Source organism: Streptomyces sp. AM8-1-1 (genome assembly GCF_032229325.1).
Lineage (GTDB): Bacteria > Actinomycetota > Actinomycetes > Streptomycetales > Streptomycetaceae > Streptomyces > Streptomyces achmelvichensis.
The window spans coordinates 5,288,862-5,305,740 of sequence record NZ_CP135086.1; the positions used below are offsets into that span (position 1 = coordinate 5,288,862).

At 72.1% G+C, this 16,879-nt stretch carries 12 protein-coding genes; 8 read left to right on the forward strand and 4 right to left on the reverse strand.

Annotation, left to right across the window (positions count from 1 at the left end):
• Positions 1-29 precede the first annotated feature (29 nt).
• From RPQ07_RS23845 to RPQ07_RS23855, 3 genes are read left to right on the forward strand one after another with little or no spacing between them, the layout of a single operon-like run.
• On the forward strand, positions 30-1,505 hold the full coding sequence (locus RPQ07_RS23845; RefSeq protein ID WP_313946211.1) for a sodium:solute symporter: 1,476 nt from the start codon (positions 30-32) through the stop codon (positions 1,503-1,505).
• A gap of 41 nt (positions 1,506-1,546) precedes the next feature.
• Positions 1,547-2,527: an agmatinase gene (speB, locus tag RPQ07_RS23850; protein ID WP_313946212.1), complete on the forward strand. Its 981-nt coding sequence runs from the start codon at positions 1,547-1,549 to the stop codon at positions 2,525-2,527.
• Complete coding sequence (locus RPQ07_RS23855; RefSeq protein WP_313946213.1) at positions 2,524-4,206, forward strand: thiamine pyrophosphate-binding protein; 1,683 nt, start codon at positions 2,524-2,526, stop codon at positions 4,204-4,206. Before speB ends, RPQ07_RS23855 begins: the two co-directional genes overlap by 4 nt.
• 106 nt (positions 4,207-4,312) lie before the next feature.
• On the opposite strand, the gene RPQ07_RS23860 is transcribed toward RPQ07_RS23855, so the two are convergent.
• Together RPQ07_RS23860 and RPQ07_RS23865 are read right to left on the reverse strand one after the other, a co-directional pair.
• On the reverse strand, positions 4,313-4,963 hold the full coding sequence (locus RPQ07_RS23860) for a response regulator transcription factor (RefSeq protein WP_313946214.1): 651 nt from the start codon (positions 4,961-4,963) through the stop codon (positions 4,313-4,315).
• 4 nt (positions 4,964-4,967) lie between these two features.
• Positions 4,968-6,143, reverse strand: coding sequence for a sensor histidine kinase (locus RPQ07_RS23865; RefSeq protein WP_313946215.1), 1,176 nt, complete (start codon positions 6,141-6,143; stop codon positions 4,968-4,970).
• Between the two features lie 107 nt (positions 6,144-6,250).
• Between RPQ07_RS23865 and RPQ07_RS23870 the strand changes: the two genes are divergently transcribed.
• Entirely contained in the window at positions 6,251-7,186 is a 936-nt protein-coding gene (locus RPQ07_RS23870) for an ABC transporter ATP-binding protein (protein ID WP_313946216.1), read from the forward strand.
• Positions 7,183-7,926 carry an ABC transporter permease gene (locus RPQ07_RS23875; RefSeq protein ID WP_313946217.1) on the forward strand — a complete coding sequence of 248 codons (744 nt, stop codon included), beginning with the start codon at positions 7,183-7,185 and terminating at the stop codon, positions 7,924-7,926. The genes RPQ07_RS23870 and RPQ07_RS23875 overlap by 4 nt, the downstream gene beginning before the upstream one ends.
• Before the next feature lie 60 nt (positions 7,927-7,986).
• Here the strand turns inward: RPQ07_RS23875 and RPQ07_RS23880 are convergent, their stop codons facing one another.
• Both RPQ07_RS23880 and RPQ07_RS23885 read right to left on the reverse strand, forming a co-directional pair.
• Positions 7,987-8,328 (reverse strand): hypothetical protein, encoded by a 342-nt coding sequence (locus tag RPQ07_RS23880; RefSeq protein ID WP_313946218.1) that lies wholly within the window; start codon positions 8,326-8,328, stop codon positions 7,987-7,989.
• Positions 8,329-8,611: 283 nt separating this feature from the next.
• Positions 8,612-10,681 (reverse strand): TerD family protein, encoded by a 2,070-nt coding sequence (locus RPQ07_RS23885; RefSeq protein WP_313946219.1) that lies wholly within the window; start codon positions 10,679-10,681, stop codon positions 8,612-8,614.
• Between the two features lie 194 nt (positions 10,682-10,875).
• Here RPQ07_RS23885 and RPQ07_RS23890 point away from each other — a divergent pair, with 194 nt between their 5' ends.
• From RPQ07_RS23890 to RPQ07_RS23900, 3 genes are all read left to right on the forward strand, one after another.
• Positions 10,876-11,913, forward strand: a complete 1,038-nt coding sequence (locus RPQ07_RS23890) for an esterase-like activity of phytase family protein (protein WP_313946220.1) — start codon at positions 10,876-10,878, stop codon at positions 11,911-11,913.
• 111 nt (positions 11,914-12,024) lie between these two features.
• Positions 12,025-13,002 carry a serine hydrolase gene (locus tag RPQ07_RS23895; protein WP_313946221.1) on the forward strand — a complete coding sequence of 326 codons (978 nt, stop codon included), beginning with the start codon at positions 12,025-12,027 and terminating at the stop codon, positions 13,000-13,002.
• Positions 13,003-13,121: 119 nt separating this feature from the next.
• A complete protein-coding gene (locus RPQ07_RS23900) occupies positions 13,122-16,838 on the forward strand; it encodes an ABC transporter ATP-binding protein (RefSeq protein ID WP_313946222.1) in 3,717 nt (1,238 codons plus the stop codon).
• The last annotated feature ends 41 nt before the right edge of the window (positions 16,839-16,879 follow it).

The window sequence follows — 16,879 nt, forward strand, 5'->3', positions numbered from 1 at the left end:
ACCCGGGGGACGAGACGGAGGGAAAGCCGATGGCTGTCGACTACGCAGTGATCGTCGTCTATCTGGCCGGCATGCTCGGCATGGGCTGGTGGGGCATGCGCCGCGCCAAGTCCAAGAGTGAGTTCCTGGTCGCGGGCCGCCGCCTCGGCCCCACGATGTACTCGGGCACCATGGCCGCCATCGTCCTCGGCGGCGCCTCGACCATCGGCGGCGTCGGCCTCGGCTACAAGTACGGCCTCTCCGGCGCCTGGATGGTCTTCACCATCGGCCTCGGCCTGCTCGCGCTCTCCGTGTTCTTCTCCGCGCGGATCGCCCGGCTGAAGGTCTACACCGTCTCCGAGATGCTCGACCTGCGCTACGGCGGCCGGGCCGGCCTCATCTCCGGTGTCGTGATGTGGGCGTACACCCTGATGCTGGCGGTCACCTCGACCATCGCCTACGCCACGATCTTCGACGTCCTGTTCGACATCAACCGCACCGCGTCGATCATCCTCGGCGGCGCGATCGTCGTCGCGTACTCCACGCTCGGCGGCATGTGGTCGATCACCCTCACCGACATGGTGCAGTTCGTCGTGAAGACGATCGGTGTGCTGCTGCTCCTGCTGCCCATCGCGGTGGTCAAGGCCGGCGGCTTCAGCGAGATGAAGGCCAAGCTGCCCACCGAGTACTTCGACCCGCTGGGCATCGGCGGCGAGACGATCTTCACGTACGTCCTGATCTACACCTTCGGCATGCTGATCGGCCAGGACATCTGGCAGCGGGTGTTCACCGCGCGCAGCGACAAGGTCGCCCGCTACGGCGGCACCGTCGCCGGTACCTACTGCCTCGTCTACGCCCTCGCCGGCGCCGTGATCGGCACCGCGGCCAAGGTCCTCTACCCGAAGCTGCCCAACGCCGACGACGCCTTCGCGACCATCGTCAAGGACGAACTGCCCATGGGTGTGCGCGGTCTGGTGCTCGCCGCCGCCCTCGCCGCCGTCATGTCGACGTCGTCCGGCGCGCTCATCGCCTGCGCCACCGTCGCCAACAACGACATCTGGTCGCGGCTGCGCGGGCTCACCTCGCGCGGCGCCAAGGAACACGGCGAGGCCGACGAGGTCAAGGACAACCGCATGTTCATCCTGGCCATGGGCATCGCGGTCATCTGTATCGCCATCGCCCTGAACAACGTCGTCGAGGCCCTCACCGTCGCCTACAACCTGCTCGTCGGCGGGCTGCTGGTGCCGATCCTCGGCGGGCTGCTGTGGAAGCGCGGCACGGTCGCCGGCGCGCTGGCCGCGGTGATCGTCGGCGGTCTCTCGGTCATCGGTCTGATGGCGACGTACGGCATCCTCGCCAACGAGCCCATCTACTACGGGCTGCTCGCCTCGCTTGCGGTCTACATCGTCGTGAGCCTCGTGACCCCGCCGACCGACGAGGCGACGCTCGCGAACTGGCGCGAGCGGCTGGCGGGCCGCGGCGGCGAGGAAGAGACACCGGCCGAGGCCGCTCCGGTCCCCAGCTAAAGTCGTAACCGCAACGAAGCGTAGGAAAGAAGGCATTTCACATGAGCAGCAACGAGCAGCCGCGCGGCCCGATCGACTCGTCCCGCATCCCGCGGTACGCCGGACCCGCCACGTTCGCCCGGCTGCCACGGCTCGACGAGGTCGGCACCACCGACGTCGCCGTCGTCGGTGTGCCCTTCGACGCCGGGGTCTCCTACCGTCCCGGCGCGCGCTTCGGCGGCAACGCCATCCGTGAGGCGTCGAGGCTCCTGCGCCCCTACAACCCGGCGCAGGACGCCTCGCCCTTCGCGCTCGCCCAGGTCGCCGACGCCGGCGACATCGCGGCGAACCCGTTCAACATCAACGAGGCCGTCGAGACCATCGAGGCCGCCGCCGACGACCTGCTCGGCACCGGCGCCCGGATGATGACCCTCGGCGGTGACCACACCATCGCGCTGCCGCTGCTGCGCGCCGTCTCCAAGAAGCACGGCCCGGTCGCGCTGCTGCACTTCGACGCGCATCTCGACACCTGGGACACGTACTTCGGCGCCGAGTACACGCACGGCACGCCGTTCCGCCGCGCCGTCGAGGAGGGCATCCTCGACACCGAGGCGCTCTCCCACGTCGGCATCCGCGGGCCGCTCTACGGCAAGCAGGACCTCACCGACGACGAGAAGCTCGGCTTCGGCATCGTCACCTCCGCCGACGTCTACCGCCGGGGCGCCGACGAGGTCGCCGACCAGCTGCGCGCCCGCATCGGCGACCGCCCGCTGTACATCTCGATCGACATCGACTGCCTCGACCCGGCGCACGCCCCCGGCACCGGCACCCCCGAGGCCGGCGGCATGACCTCCCGCGAGCTGCTGGAGATCCTGCGCGGCCTGTCCTCCTGCAACCTCGTCTCCGCCGACGTCGTCGAGGTCGCCCCCGCGTACGACCACGCCGAGATCACCTCCGTCGCCGCCTCCCACACGGCGTACGAGCTGACCACGATCATGTCCCGGCAGATCGCGGCCGCCCGCGAGACGGGCGGGGCGAAGTGACGCACGACCACGACATCGTCCTGCGGCCCACACCGCAGCAGACGCAGGCCGCGCTCAACCCGCCGGCCGGGCGCAACGGCGGTGACCTCGTCGTCGAGACGCTCCAGGGCCTCGGCGCCACCACCGTCTTCGGGCTGCCCGGCCAGCACGCGCTCGGCATGTTCGACGCCCTGCGCCGCTCGTCGCTCTCCTACGTCGGGCTGCGCGTGGAGAACAACGCCGGCTTCGCCGCCGACGCCTACGGCCGGATCACCGGAGAGGTGGCCCCGCTGCTGCTGTCCACCGGACCCGGTGCGCTGATGTCGCTGGCCGCGCTGCAGGAGGCGGCCGCCGCCTCCGCGCCGGTGCTCGCCGTCGGCAGCCAGGTGCCGAGCGCCGGACTCGGCGGCGGACGCCACGGCTATCTGCACGAACTGCGCGACCAGCAGGCGTCGTTCCGGGACGTGGTGAAGTCCGTCCACACGGCCCGCACCCAGTCCCAGATCCCCTCGGCGATCGCCGCCGCATGGGAGTCGGCGCTCACCGCGCCGCACGGCCCGGTCTGGGTCGAGATCCCGCAGGACGTCCTGCTCGCGCAGACGGAACTGCCGGTCGTCACCGCGATGGACGCGACGCCCGACGAGGTCGTGCCCCGGCCCGAACTGACCGCCGTGGCGGCCCATCTGCTGGCGAACGCCCGGCGCCCGGCGATCATCGCGGGCGGCGGTGCCGTGCGCTCCGACGCCTGCGGCAAGCTGCTCGCGCTCGCCGAGCGGATCGACGCCCCGGTCGTCACGACCTTCGGCGGCAAGGGCGCCTTCCCCTGGGAGCACCCACTCTCGCTCCAGTCCTGGCTGGAGGACCGGCACACCACCGACTTCCTGGAGGACGCCGATGTCCTGCTGGTCGTCGGCTCCGGACTCGGCGAACTGTCCTCGAACTACCACACGTTCGCCCCGCGCGGCCGGGTGATCCAGATCGAGGCGGACGCCGGCAAGCTCGGCTCCAACCACGACTGCCTCGGCATCCACGCGGATGCGCGGCTCGCGCTGTCGGCCCTGCTGGAGACGGTGGAGCCCCGTCAGGACGAGACCGCGCCCGAGCGGGTGCGCACGGTCCTGGCCGCCGTACGCGAACGCATCGACGCCCAGGAACTCACCCTGGAACAGCGGCTGCTGGCCTCCGTCAGGGAAGCCCTGCCGGACACCTCGCCCAGCTTCTGGGACATGACGATCCTCGCGTACTGGGCCTGGTCGGCGTTCGACGCCCGCCACCCGAACACGATGCACTCGGCTCAGGGCGCCGGCGGCCTCGGCTACGGCTTCCCCGCCGCCCTCGGCGCGGCGGCCGCCGACCCGACCCGGCCGGTCCTCGCGGTCTCCGGCGACGGCGGGGCGATGTACTCGATCGCCGAACTGGCCACCGCCCGGCAGTACGGACTCCCCGTCACCTGGCTGATCGTGGACGACGGCGGTTACGGCATCCTGCGCGAGTACATGACCGACGCCTTCGGCGAGGCGACCGCCACCGAGCTCGCCCGACCGGACTTCGTGGCGCTCGCCGAGTCCTTCGGTGTGCCGGCCGTCCGTACGACGCCCGAGTCGCTGACGGAGGACCTCGCCAAGTCCTTCGCGGAGCCCGGCCCGTCGGTGGTCGTCCTCCCGGCGGTCCTGAGGATGTTCGCGCCGACCCACCTCTGAGGGCCGGTCCCTGACGGCCGGTCGTCCGGACCGGCCCGTACCGAACCCCTGCGCCCCGCCGTTCACTCCCCCGAGAGCGGCGGGGCGCAGGTCTGTGCGCGGCCGCTCAGGCGGGCGTGACGAACCCCGACTCGTACGCGGCGATGACCGCCTGGGTACGGTCGCGGGCCCCCAGCTTCCCCAGTACGGCGCTGACATGGGTCTTGACCGTCTCCGTGCCGACGACCAGCTGCGCGGCGATCTCCGCGTTCGTCAGACCGCGTGCCATCAGCCGCAGCACCGCCGCCTCCCGCTCGGTCAGCGCGGCGCGCTCCATCGCCGCACGGGCGGTGCCGCTGCCGTACTCCGCGGCCAGCGAACGCACCGCGGCCGGGAAGAGCAGCGACTCGCCCTCCGCGACGAGCCGGACCGCGTGCACGATCTCGGTGGGGCGGGCCCGCTTGAGCAGAAAGCCCGCGGCGCCGGCACGCAGGGCCTCGTAGACGTACTCGTCGTTCTCGAAGGTCGTGATGACCAGGATCTTCGGCGGATCGGCGACCGTCCGCAGCACGGCGCGCGTCGCCTCGATGCCGTCGAGCAGGGGCATCCGGACGTCCATCGCCACCACATCGGGGCGCAGTTGGCGCACCAGCGGTATCACCGCCGCGCCGTCGGCCGCCTCACCGGTCACCTCGATGTCCGGCTGCGCCTCCAGGACGGCCCGCAGCCCGGCCCGGACCAGGGGTTCGTCGTCGACGAGGAGTACGGAGATCGGCACCCGGTCAGCGTAGGCCGTCCAGCGGCAGGCCGACCCGCACCCTCCACCGGCCCTCGTGCGGACCGGCCGTGGCGTGGCCGCCGAGCAGCGCGGCCCGCTCCCGTATACCGCGCAGCCCGCTGCCGCGGCCGCCTGAAGTCGCGGGCTCCACCAGGGAGTTGTTCACCTCCAGCTCCAGCCGCCCGGCGGCGACCTCGATCCGCACCCGCGTCGGCACCGGGCCCGCGTGCCGCAGGACGTTGGTCAGCGCCTCCTGCACGATGCGGTACCCCTCGCGGGAGACCGGCCCGGGCACGAGTGCCAGCGGCCCGCTCACCTCCGCCACCACCTCGGCGCCGGACGCGCGCGCGGACTCCAGCAGCCGGTCCGCGTCGGCCAGCGTGGGGCGGCTGCCCACCGGCTGCCCGGACTCGCGCAGCACCAGCAGGACCCGCTCCAGGTCCTCCAGAGCCGCCCGCCCGGTCTCCTCGATGGCACCGAGCGCGCGGTCCGTGAACTCCGCGTTCCCCGCGGCCCTGGCCGCCCCCGCCTGCACCACCGCCACCGTCAGCGCGTGCCCGATCGAGTCGTGCAGCTCGCCCGCGATCCGGTTGCGCTCCAGCAACTGCTCGGTGCGCTCCTCCAGCGCGGCCAGCCGTTCCGCCGCGGAGGGGCCGAGCAGCCGCCGGGCGATCGCCGTGATCAGCTCCCCGACGCCCACCACGAAGGCCGCGAGCGCGGCGAGCGGCAGGGGTACCAGCAGCGCGTACCACCCGTGGCCGCCCGGCAGTTGGAGCGTCAGGACCCGTGCCGGGCCGGGTCCGGACGCCGCCGAGACCAGATTCACCACCACCCCCAGCAACTGGACCGTGACCAGACCGCAGAGCAGTCCCAGCCCGAGCCGGATCTCCAGCCACAGCGCCGTACGCCCCCGGTCTGCCCAGGTGGCGGACGACGCGGCGGCGATGCCCGAGGACGCGTCCTTGTAGCTGTGCGGCGACAGCAGCAGCCGCGCCTGGAGCCCTTCGGCGAGCCGTACCGCCGGAACGAGCCCCAGCAGTCCCAGCAGCACGAAGGGGATGTACAGCCGGTGTTCGTCGACGAACAGGTACATGCCGAAGAAGACGGTGCCGATGATCAGATGGAGCCAGCGGGTGTAGGTGACCGGGCGGATCAGCGGACGCAGGAGGCCGAGGAGCATCCCGTCATCGTGCCAGCGCGCCGGCCGGGGCGGCTCCCCCGTGCGGGGGAGCCTCTTTCCACCGGCGGGGGAGGCCCCGGCCCGTGGCCGGCGGCCACGCTGGCCCCATGACCAGCATCGACGTCACCAACCTCACCAAGCGGTACGGGGCGACCCGGGCCGTGGACGGGCTCACGTTCGCCGTCCACCCCGGCCGGGTCACCGGCTTCCTCGGGCCGAACGGCGCCGGGAAGTCGACCACCATGCGGCTGATCCTCGGCCTGGACCGCCCCACGTCCGGCACCGCCACCATCGGCGGACGGCCCTACGCCGCGATCGACGAACCGCTGCGCCACGTCGGCGCGCTGCTCGACGCGGGGGCCGCGCAGGGCTCCCGTACCGCCCGCGACCATCTGCGCATCCTCGCCGCGGCGGGCCGGATCGGACCCCGGCGCATCGACGAGGTGCTGGAGCAGTCGGGGATCGCCTCCGCCGCACACCGCCGGATCAGGACCTTCTCGCTCGGTATGCGCCAGCGCCTCGGCATCGCCGCGGCCCTGCTCGGCGACCCGGCGGTCCTGATGCTGGACGAGCCGTCCAACGGCCTCGACCCCGAGGGCATCATCTGGATCCGCGAACTGATGCGCCGGCAGGCCGCGGAGGGCCGGGCCGTGCTCGTCTCCAGCCATCTCATGGGCGAGACGGCCTCGTTCGCCGACCACCTCGTGGTCCTCGGCCGGGGACGGCTGCTCGCCGACACCGGCATGCGGGACTTCATCGACGCCTGGACCACCCCACGGGTACGGCTGCGCACCACCGACGACGAGCGGCTGCGGACCGTGCTCACGGGCAAGGGCTTCACCCCCGTCGCCGGCGAGGACGGCACCTGGACGGTCGACGGCGCACGGGTGACGGACATCGGCCCACTCGCCGCGCGGGAAGGCATCCCGATCCTCGAACTCGCCGGAGAGCAGGCCACGTTGGAACAGGCCTATCTCGCCCTCACCGCGGACCGGACCGAGTTCGCCGCCACCCGCCCGGCCGCCCAGGAGGTACGACCGTGAACCCGAAGCCCGTCCTGCACGCCGAGTGGCTGAAGATCCGCTCGCTGCGGTCCCTGTGCGCCACGCTCGCCGCCGTCTTCGTGGCCACCGTCGCCTTCTCGGTCCTGGCGTGCGCCACCCTCGACCCGCAGGAGTCCGCGCGGCCGGACTTCGACCCGCTGCGCACGTCCTTCTTCGGCCTCGAATTCGGACAGATCGCGGCCATCTCCTTCGGAGCCCTGGCCGTGGCGGGGGAGTACCGCAGCGGCGCGATCCGCGTGTCCCTGACGGCCGTGCCACGCAGAGGTCTGTTCTGGGCGTCGAAACTCGCCGTCGTCGGAGCGCTGTCCCTCGGGGTCGGCCTCCTCACCAGCCTGACCTGCTTCCTCGCCGGGCAGTCCTCCCTCGGCGACCGCGGCCTCGCTCTCACCGACCCCGGCGCTGTGCGCGCCGTGATCGGCTGTGGGATCTTCCTGTGCCTCATCACCCTGTTCTCGGCGGGCCTCGCGGCCGTCCTCCGCAGCGCGCCCGCGGTGATGGGCCTCCTCATCCCCTTCCTGCTGATGCTGTCCTTCGTCGTCGGCGACATTTCTGAGGTCGGGGGCGCGGTGGAGTTCCTTCCCGACCGCGCGGGCCGGCAGATCCTGCTCCAGGACGCGACGGGCACGCTGGGCCCGTGGAGCGGTCTCGGCGTGCTGGCGCTGTGGGTGGGCGCGGCGCTGTGGGCGGGCGGCCGGTCCCTTGCGCGGCGGGACGCCTGAGAGGGCCGGCGGGCGATCACCCGTCCGGCGGGATGCGGGAGCGGGAGACGGCGCCCGGGCTCAGTGGACGATGGTGTAGCTCTGCCACGGGCGGGCGCCGGGCGCGATGATGTCCGACACGGTGGTGGGCAGATAGATCGTGTCCTCGCCCGTGCAGTCCTGGGTCGGGTAGAGCACGAGGTCCACCAGCGTGTTGTTGGTGACCGAGACGGCCCCCGGCGCGTCGAGCCGGTGACAGCCCGTCACCAGGGGGTTCGACACGCTCACATGCCGCTCGTCGGCGGTCTCGTAGGCGAGGGTGCCCGCGGCGTTGCGGCCGAGGCCGGAGCAGCCCGCGACGGCGACAACCAGGAACGCCGCCCCGGCGGCACCGGCGAGACGCCGGGAGTGGGTCACGGACATGGATGATCCTCGTCTGTGCGGGAAGTTCCTGCCGAGCCCACCCTGCCGCGTCCCCGCGTTCCCGGCATCAGGTGAGGGTCTGGTCGGGGGACGGGGAGGGCGGGACGGGGCGGTGACGGGCGCGGCGGCAGGGCCGCGCGCAGGCGGCCGCGCAGGTGTCAGGGCCCCAGCCCGGCAGGCGCGTGCGCCCGAGGGCCTGGGGGCCCGTCCGCCGACCGCCCCGGCCCGCAGTCCCGTGCCGGCGCCGACCCCAGGGTCTGCCGGCGGTCCCCGCCCCGTCCTCCTACGCCCCGGCCCCCGCGACCGCCGGTTCCGCGGGCTGCGACCGGGCCGCCGGACGGCGCTCGAAGGGGCCCAGCTGGGCGACCACCTGGGCGTAGAACCGGTCCACCACGTCGTCGACGCTGCGGATGAATCCTGTTTCCGCACTGCCTCGGGTGACTCCCATGCCCTTGAACAGCGACAGCCGGAAGCCCGTCGCCCGTGTGCCGTCCTTCGGCAGCATGTCGGCCGGCTCCGGGCGCAGGCGCTCCAACGTGCCGCGCGGCCCGTGGCCCCCCTCCACCAGGGTCTCCACATGCAGATCCGCCGGTGCCTCGGCCAGCATGCGCAGCAGCCGTTTCGCCGAGGTGAGGGGATAGCTGCCCTCGGGCGCCCGGACCTCCATGGAGGTCCGCAGCTTGCCGGTCCGCAGGTCGGCCACGATCGTGAGAACACCGGGTGTGCTGTCGATGCGCAGTTCGGCTGTCAGCCGGCCGTCCTCGCAGAGCCCGTCGGCGAGCACGGCGCGGCGGGTCTGCGGATCGACACCCCGCCTGGCGCGCTGCACCGGCAGGACCTTCTGGCCGAGCTCACCCCCGAGGCGCAGGCAGACCTGGCGGATGAGCTGCTCCCAGCTCTCCACCACCTCGATGGCGCGCCGGTCGCCCTGGCAGAGGGTCTCCGTGTCGATGCCGTTGCGCACGGGCACCCAGGCGGGCCCCATGTTCTGGAATCCGTGGCAGCCGGAGTTCTCGTGCTGGAGGTACGACAGCAGCTCCTGGAGAAGCCACGCGTGTGCGGCGTTGCCGACGCCTTCGTGGCGGATCAGCATCTGCGCCTGGTGCGCCACTTCGGCCCACGAGAGATGCCAGAGGGCCACCTTGTGCTTGCGCCGTCCGTCGGTCTTGGCCGCCACCGGGGGACACCCTTCGAGGGCGACGTCGTTGGACAGCGTGATCACGGCCTCGTAGCCCCGCCGTGCGGCGATGTCCATGTAGTCCTGGACCTGCTCGGGCCGCAGCGGGTTCCCGTTGGTCTTCGTCTCGACCAGACCCGTCCACAGCTTCCCGGCCCGCTCCACGCGGATCACCCCGTCGGGACGCCTGGGAGTCTCTCCGTAGGGCAGCGTGACCTCGGTGAACGTCTGCATGCGACCGGCAGGTGCGCCGAAAGGCGCCGTCAGCCGCCGCCCGAACTCCGGAACTTCGGCCATCACCGAGAGCAGGACGGATGTCGCCCGCAACTCACGCTCCTTGTCGCTCTTGAGCGTCGGTGCGGGGAACAGCCGTGCCGGCCTCCACGCCTCGTTCTCGGCGAGAGACTTCTTCGCCACCTTGGGCAGCGTGACCTTCTTCTTGGCGGTCCGGGGTCCAGGGGTGCGCCTGGGTGTCGTCCCCGCGCCGGGCTGTTCCCCGCGTGCGTCCTGCGCGGGGAGCGTCACGCGCGGCTCGGCGGCCGCCGAGGGTGATGCCTGTGGCGCCGGCTCCTGCTCCACCGCGGCCGGCCCGGATCCGGGGTCGCCCTCGGCGGCTTCCTCGTCGGCGCTGTCGTCGACGATGTCGATGCCGAAGTCCGTCGCGAGACCGGCCAGTCCGGACTCGTACCCCTGGCCGATCGCCCGGAACTTCCACTCCTCGCCCCGCCGGTACAGCTCGCCGAAGAGGAAGGCGCTCTCCACTCCGGCGTCGTCGATGGAGAAACCGAGCAGCGTCTCGCCGCCGCGGTCGGCCACGGTCACCCGCAGGTCGTCCAGCTCACCGAAGCAGGCCCCGCCGTACTGGCTGGCCGCCACCACGATGCGCTCCACGTCCGGCGGCACCGCCGTCAGATCGAGACTGATCCGGTCCTCGCTGCCACCGTCGGTGGGCGCCTTGCCCAGCAACTGCACACTGCCGTCGGGCGCGGCGGGGTGGTTGTAGAAGAAGAAGTCCGTGTCGCCGCGTACCTTCCCGTCGCCGTTGAGCAGCATCACCGAGACGTCCGCGTCCCCGTCTCCGGTCGCGCTGCTCCAGCGCAGGCTCACGATCACCGATCCGGTGTCGTCACTCAGGTCCGACAGGCCCACGTTCGCGCCCTTGACCATCTCGCGCATGCTGTCCCCCCAGGACGTGCAGCTGTTTTCACGCAGGCGGAGCTGCCGGACGACGTCGATCTGTGACGTACGTCGCACTCCCTGCTACGTGATGAACCGTAGCGCCGAGGAGGGGTGCATGAGGAGATGATGTGAAGACCGGAGTTCACATCGAGTCCCCCCGGCCTCCATCCCCGCCCCCTACCGTGTCCCCCATGCGTCTGCGCCCGCTCCTCGCCTCCGTCACCGCCGCCGTGGCCGTCGCCGGTTGTCTCGCCGCCGCCGCGCCCGCCCTCGCCCGCCCGGCCGATCGGGGGTGTTCGCCGCGGGTCGGGATCGACAGCTACTCCGACGCCCTCGACAAGACCCGCTTCCGGGACACCTTCGTCGGCAACTTCTCCGCCCTCGCCGTCGATCGTGACGGGCAGATCGCCGCGCTCTCCGACCGGTCCGAGCTGTTCCGGCTGCGCGGGACAGGGCTGCGGCCGAGTGGTGTCGTGCGGCTCGCGGACGAGAGCGGGGCGCCGCTGGACTCCGAAGGGCTCGTCGTCGAGCGGGACGGCAGCCGGCTGGTCGCCAGTGAGACCGAGCCCTCGGTACGCCGGTACAGCCGGCACGGGAAGATCCTCGGCCGGCTGCCCGTGCCGGACGCCCTCCAGGTCGCACCCGCCGGGCGGGCCACCCGGAACGCCACCTTCGAAGGGCTGACCCTGGACAGCGGCGGCCGGCGGCTCGTCGCCGCGATGGAGGGGGCGATCAGCGGCGACGCCCCCGGGATCGTCCGGCTCCAGAGCTGGCACCGGGACGGCCCGCGGCACGCCTTCCGGCTCGCCGCCCAGTACGGCTACCGCACCGACACCGCCCTCGGCGTCAGCGAGATCACGGCCACCGGCGACGGCCGGCTCCTCGTGCTGGAGCGCGGCTTCACCGCGGGCGTCGGCAACACCGTCCGGCTGTATCTGGCCGACACCGCCCGGGCCCGCGATGTGAGCGGTGTCGAGAACCTGACCGGCCGGCCGGACGTCCGCCTCGCGGACAAGACGCTCCTCGCCGACCTCGCCGACTGCCCCTCGCTCGGAGCGCCCGCCAAGCAGCCCCAGCCCAATCCGCTGCTCGACAACATCGAGGCCCTCGCCGTCACCGGGCACACCCGCGACGGGCGGCTGCGGCTGCTGCTGGCGAGCGACGACAACGAGAACGCCGCCCAGATCACCCGCTTCTACCGGCTGACCGCGCGGCTGCCCCGCCACTGACCTGCTCACCGTGCGGTAACGGCGTACAACTTTTCCGCCCGCCGTGAGTCAAGTGCTGCGGGGGCGTCGGGGAGGCGCCCCGCACAGGCATTCAGGGGACGGGGAAGCTTCATGACTCACCACCGAATATCCGGCCGCGCAACCGGCCGTCCGTCGCGTCGCGCGAGAAGCGCGGCCGGGGTCGTCGCCGTCGCGACACTCGTGCCGCTCGCCGCCGCCACCGCGCCCGCTGCCGCCGCGCCGCCGCAGGTCGCGTGCACCTCCCAGCAGGCCGGTCTCGCCGCCAAGCTGACCGCCGACATCACCGCCGCCCTCAAGGGCCGGAAGTCGACGACGGCCGTGCTGCTCAACGACCGCATCACCAAGACCAGTTGCACTCTGCGTCCGGACCAGCAGTACGACTCGGCCAGCGTCGTCAAGGTGACCGTGCTCGCCGCCCTCCTCCAGGAGGTGCAGTTCCAGAAGCGCGGCTTCACGAAGCGCGAGTTCACCCTCGCCAGCGACATGATCACCAAGTCGGACAACGCGGCCACCAGCGCCCTGTGGAAGCAGCTCGGCCTCACCAAGATCAAGCGCTTCCTCACCGCGGCCGGTATGACGAAGACCGTGCCGGGCGCCGACGGCTACTGGGGCCTCACCCAGATCAACGCCCGCGACGAGCAGAAGCTGCTCGGCATGCTGACCGCGAAGAACACCGTGATCAGCGATGCCAACCGGACCTACGCCCTCAAGCTGATGCGGAACGTCGTCGCCTCGCAGCGCTGGGGCACCCCCGCCGGGGCGCCCGCCACCGCCACCGTCCAGGTGAAGAACGGCTGGCTCGAGCGGGCCACGCACGGCTGGCGCGTGCACAGCATCGGTGCCTTCACGGGCCCCGGTCACAACTACCAGATCACCGTTCTCACCCACGACAACGCGACGATGAACGACGGTGTGAACACCATCCAGGCCGTCGCCCGGGCGATCCACAAGGACCTCAACCCGACAGCGCCCGCGCGCAGCGCGTTCGTGCCCCCGGCCGTGCCGCACGAGGCCGTCCCGGCCACGCCGGAGCGCGCGGCGAAGGAAGCGATTCCGGCCCCCCGCTGACCGGCCTCACCGGCTCCCGCCGACCCGCGGGAGCCGTATCCGTTTGTTGCGGCGGGATGAAATCCGCTGCTCGCCGCGTTGGTGCCTTCCGGTGGATCAATTTCAACGGGAGGCACTACGTGGCGGCGAATGAGGGGTGGGCCCGGCGCCTGGCCGGTTACGCCTGGCGGTACCGGCGCAATGTGCTGCTCGCGCTCGGTTCGTCCCTGGGCGGCATGGCCGTCATGGCGCTCGTCCCCCTCATCACCAAGATCGTCATCGACGATGTGATCGGGGACCACTCCCGCTCCCTCGCCGTGTGGACCGGTGTGCTCATCGCCGCGGCCGTCGTCGTCTACGTCCTCACCTACGTCCGCCGCTTCTACGGCGGACGCCTCGCCCTCGACGTCCAGCACGATCTGCGGACCGAGATGTACGCGACGATCACCCGGCTCGACGGGCGGCGTCAGGACGAGCTCTCCACCGGCCAGGTCGTCGGCCGGGCGACCAGCGACCTCCAGCTCATCCAGGGCCTGCTCTTCATGCTCCCGATGACCATCGGGAACGTCCTGCTCTTCCTGATCTCCCTCGCGATCATGGCGTGGCTGTCGCTGCCCCTGACCCTGATCGCCGTCGCCGTCGCCCCGGCCATCTGGTTCATCGCCAAGCGCAGCCGGGTCCGGCTCCACCCCGCCACCTGGTACGCGCAGAGTCAGGCCGCCTCCGTCGCGGGCGTCGTGGACGGAGCCGTCTCCGGCGTACGCGTGGTCAAGGGCTTCGGCCAGGAGGACCAGGAGACGGGCAAGCTGCGCGAGGCGAGCCGCAAGCTGTTCGCCGGACGGTTGCGCACCATCAGGCTGAACGCCCGCTACACCCCCGCGCTCCAGGCGGTCCCCGCCCTCGGGCAGGTCGCCATGCTGGCCGTCGGCGGCTGGCTGGCTACCCGCGGCCAGATCACGCTGGGCACCTTCGTCGCCTTCTCCGCCTATCTCGCCCAGCTCGTCGGCCCGGTCCGGATGCTCGCCGTGGTGCTGACCGTCGGCCAGCAGGCGCGCGCCGGCGTCGACCGCGTACTGGAGCTGATCGACACCGAGCCCACGCTGACGGAGGGCACCAAGGTGCTCCCGGCGGACGCCCCCGCCACCGTCGAGTTCGACGACGTGACCTTCGGCTACGACCGGGAGCGCCCGGTCCTCGACGGCTTCTCGCTGGAGATCCGGCCCGGGGAGACCGTCGCCGTCGTCGGGTCGTCCGGCAGCGGCAAGTCGACCGTCTCGCTCCTGCTGCCGCGCTTCTACGACGTGACGCACGGCGCGGTCCTCGTCGGCGGCCACGACGTCCGCGAGCTGACGTACGACTCGCTGCGGGCCGCGATCGGCATGGTGCCGGAGGACAGCTTCCTGTTCTCGGACACGGTCAGCGCCAACATCGCGTACGGAAAGCCCGGCGCGACGCAGGAGGAGATCGAGACCGCCGCCCGCGCCGCCCAGGCCGACGGCTTCATCAGCGAGCTGCCCGACGGCTACGACACCACCGTCGGCGAGCACGGTCTGACCCTCTCCGGCGGCCAGCGCCAGCGTGTCGCGCTCGCCCGCGCGATCCTCACCGACCCCCGGCTGCTGCTGCTCGACGACGCCACCTCCGCCGTGGACGCCCGCGTCGAGCACGAGATCCACGAGGCGCTGCGTTCCGTGATGACCGGGCGCACCACCCTGCTGATAGCCCACCGCCGCTCCACCCTCCAGCTCGCCGACCGCATCGCGGTCCTGGACGGCGGACGGCTCGCGGACATCGGCACCCACGAGGAGCTGACCAAGCGCTCGGCCCTGTATCGCCGGCTGCTGACCGACCCGGACGAGCTCGGCGGCGTATCGCCGGGGCACGCTCCCGCGCTGGAGGCCGACCCGGGCAGCGACAGCACCGTACGGGACGAGCTGGACGCGGAGTTCGACGCGGAGCGCGGCATCACACCCCGGCTGTGGGTGCGCGAGGAGAATGCCCAGGAGTCCGCGGCGCCGGGAGCCACCCCCGAACTGCTCGCCCAGGTGGAGGCGCTGCCGCCGGCCGACGACACACCCGACGTCGACGAGGCCCGCGCCGTCCGCGTCGAGCACACGGAGGGCGAGGGCCAGGGGCTGCGGCTGCTGCTGCGCGGCTTCGGACTCCCGCTGCTCGTGAGCCTGCTGCTGGTGGCCGTCGACGCCGGCATGGGCCTGCTGCTTCCGGTCCTGATCCGGCACGGCATCGACCAGGGTGTGGAGCAGGTCGCCCTCGGCGCGGTGTGGGCGGCCTCCGGCCTCGCGCTGCTGAGCGTGCTCGTGCAGTGGACCGCGCAGATCGGCGAGACCCGGATGACGGGCCGCACCGGCGAGCGGGTCCTCTACTCCGTACGTCTGAAGATCTTCGCCCAGTTCCAGCGGCTGGGGCTGGACTACTACGAGCGCGAACTGACCGGCCGGATCATGACCCGGATGACGACGGACGTGGACGCCCTGTCGACGTTCCTCCAGACCGGTCTGGTCACCGCGTTCGTCTCGGTGGTCACCTTCTTCGGCATCATGGTCGCCCTGCTGGTCATCGACCTCCAGCTCGCGCTCGTCGTCTTCGCGACCCTGCCGGTGCTGATCGTCGGCACCTTCTTCTTCCGCCGCAAGAGCGTCCAGGCGTACGAGCTGGCCCGCGAGCGGATCAGCGTCGTCAACGCCGACCTCCAGGAGTCCGTGTCCGGGCTGCGGATCGTGCAGGCGTTCCGCCGCGAGCGCTTCGGCAACGACCGCTTCGTGGCCCGCAGCGAGCACTACCGCGAGGCCCGCGTCCGCGGCCAGTGGCTGATCTCGGTGTACTTCCCCTTCGTCCAGCTGCTGTCCTCGGTGGCCGCCGCGGCCGTCCTGATCGTCGGCGGGCACCGCGTCGACGCGGGCACGCTGAGCACCGGCGCCCTGGTCGCCTACCTCCTCTACATCGACCTCTTCTTCGCCCCCGTGCAGCAGCTGTCCCAGGTCTTCGACGGCTACCAGCAGGCTTCGGTGTCGCTCCGGCGCATCCAGGAACTGCTGGACGAACCGACGTCGACCGCGAGCGCGAAGAAGCCCGTGGACGTCGCGTCGCTGCGCGGCGAGATCGCCTTCGAGGGCGTCGACTTCCGTTACGGCGACGAGGAGGAGGCCCTCGCGGGCATCGATCTGCGCATCCCGGCGGGCCAGACGGTCGCCTTCGTCGGCGAGACCGGCGCGGGCAAGTCCACGCTGGTCAAGCTGGTCGCGCGGTTCTACGACCCGACGAGCGGCCGGGTGACCGCCGACGGACAGGATCTGCGCGAGCTCGACCTCACCGCCTACCGGCACCGGCTCGGCGTCGTGCCGCAGGAGGCGTACCTCTTCGAAGGCACGGTCCGCGACGCCATCGCCTACGGACGCCCCGGCGCGAGCGACGCCGAGGTGGAGGCCGCCGCCCGCGCCGTCGGCGCGCACGACATGATCGCCACCCTGGACGGCGGCTATCTGCACGAGGTCTCCGAGCGCGGACGCAATCTCTCCGCGGGCCAGCGTCAGCTGATCGCCCTGGCCAGGGCCGAGCTGGTCGACCCCGATGTGCTGCTCCTCGACGAGGCGACGGCCGCCCTGGACCTGGCCACCGAGGCCCAGGTCAACCAGGCCACCGACCGGCTGACCGGCCGCCGCACCACCCTGGTCGTCGCACACCGGCTGACGACCGCCGCGCGCGCCGACCGCGTCGTGGTGATGGACGGCGGCAGGGTGGTCGAGGACGGGACCCACGACGAGCTCCTCGCTCTGGAGGGCCGTTACACCACGCTGTGGCGGACCTTCATAGGCGAGGACGAACCGGCCGCGGTGTGACCATGTCGTGGGGTCGGCAACCGTTCCGCCCCCTACTGCGT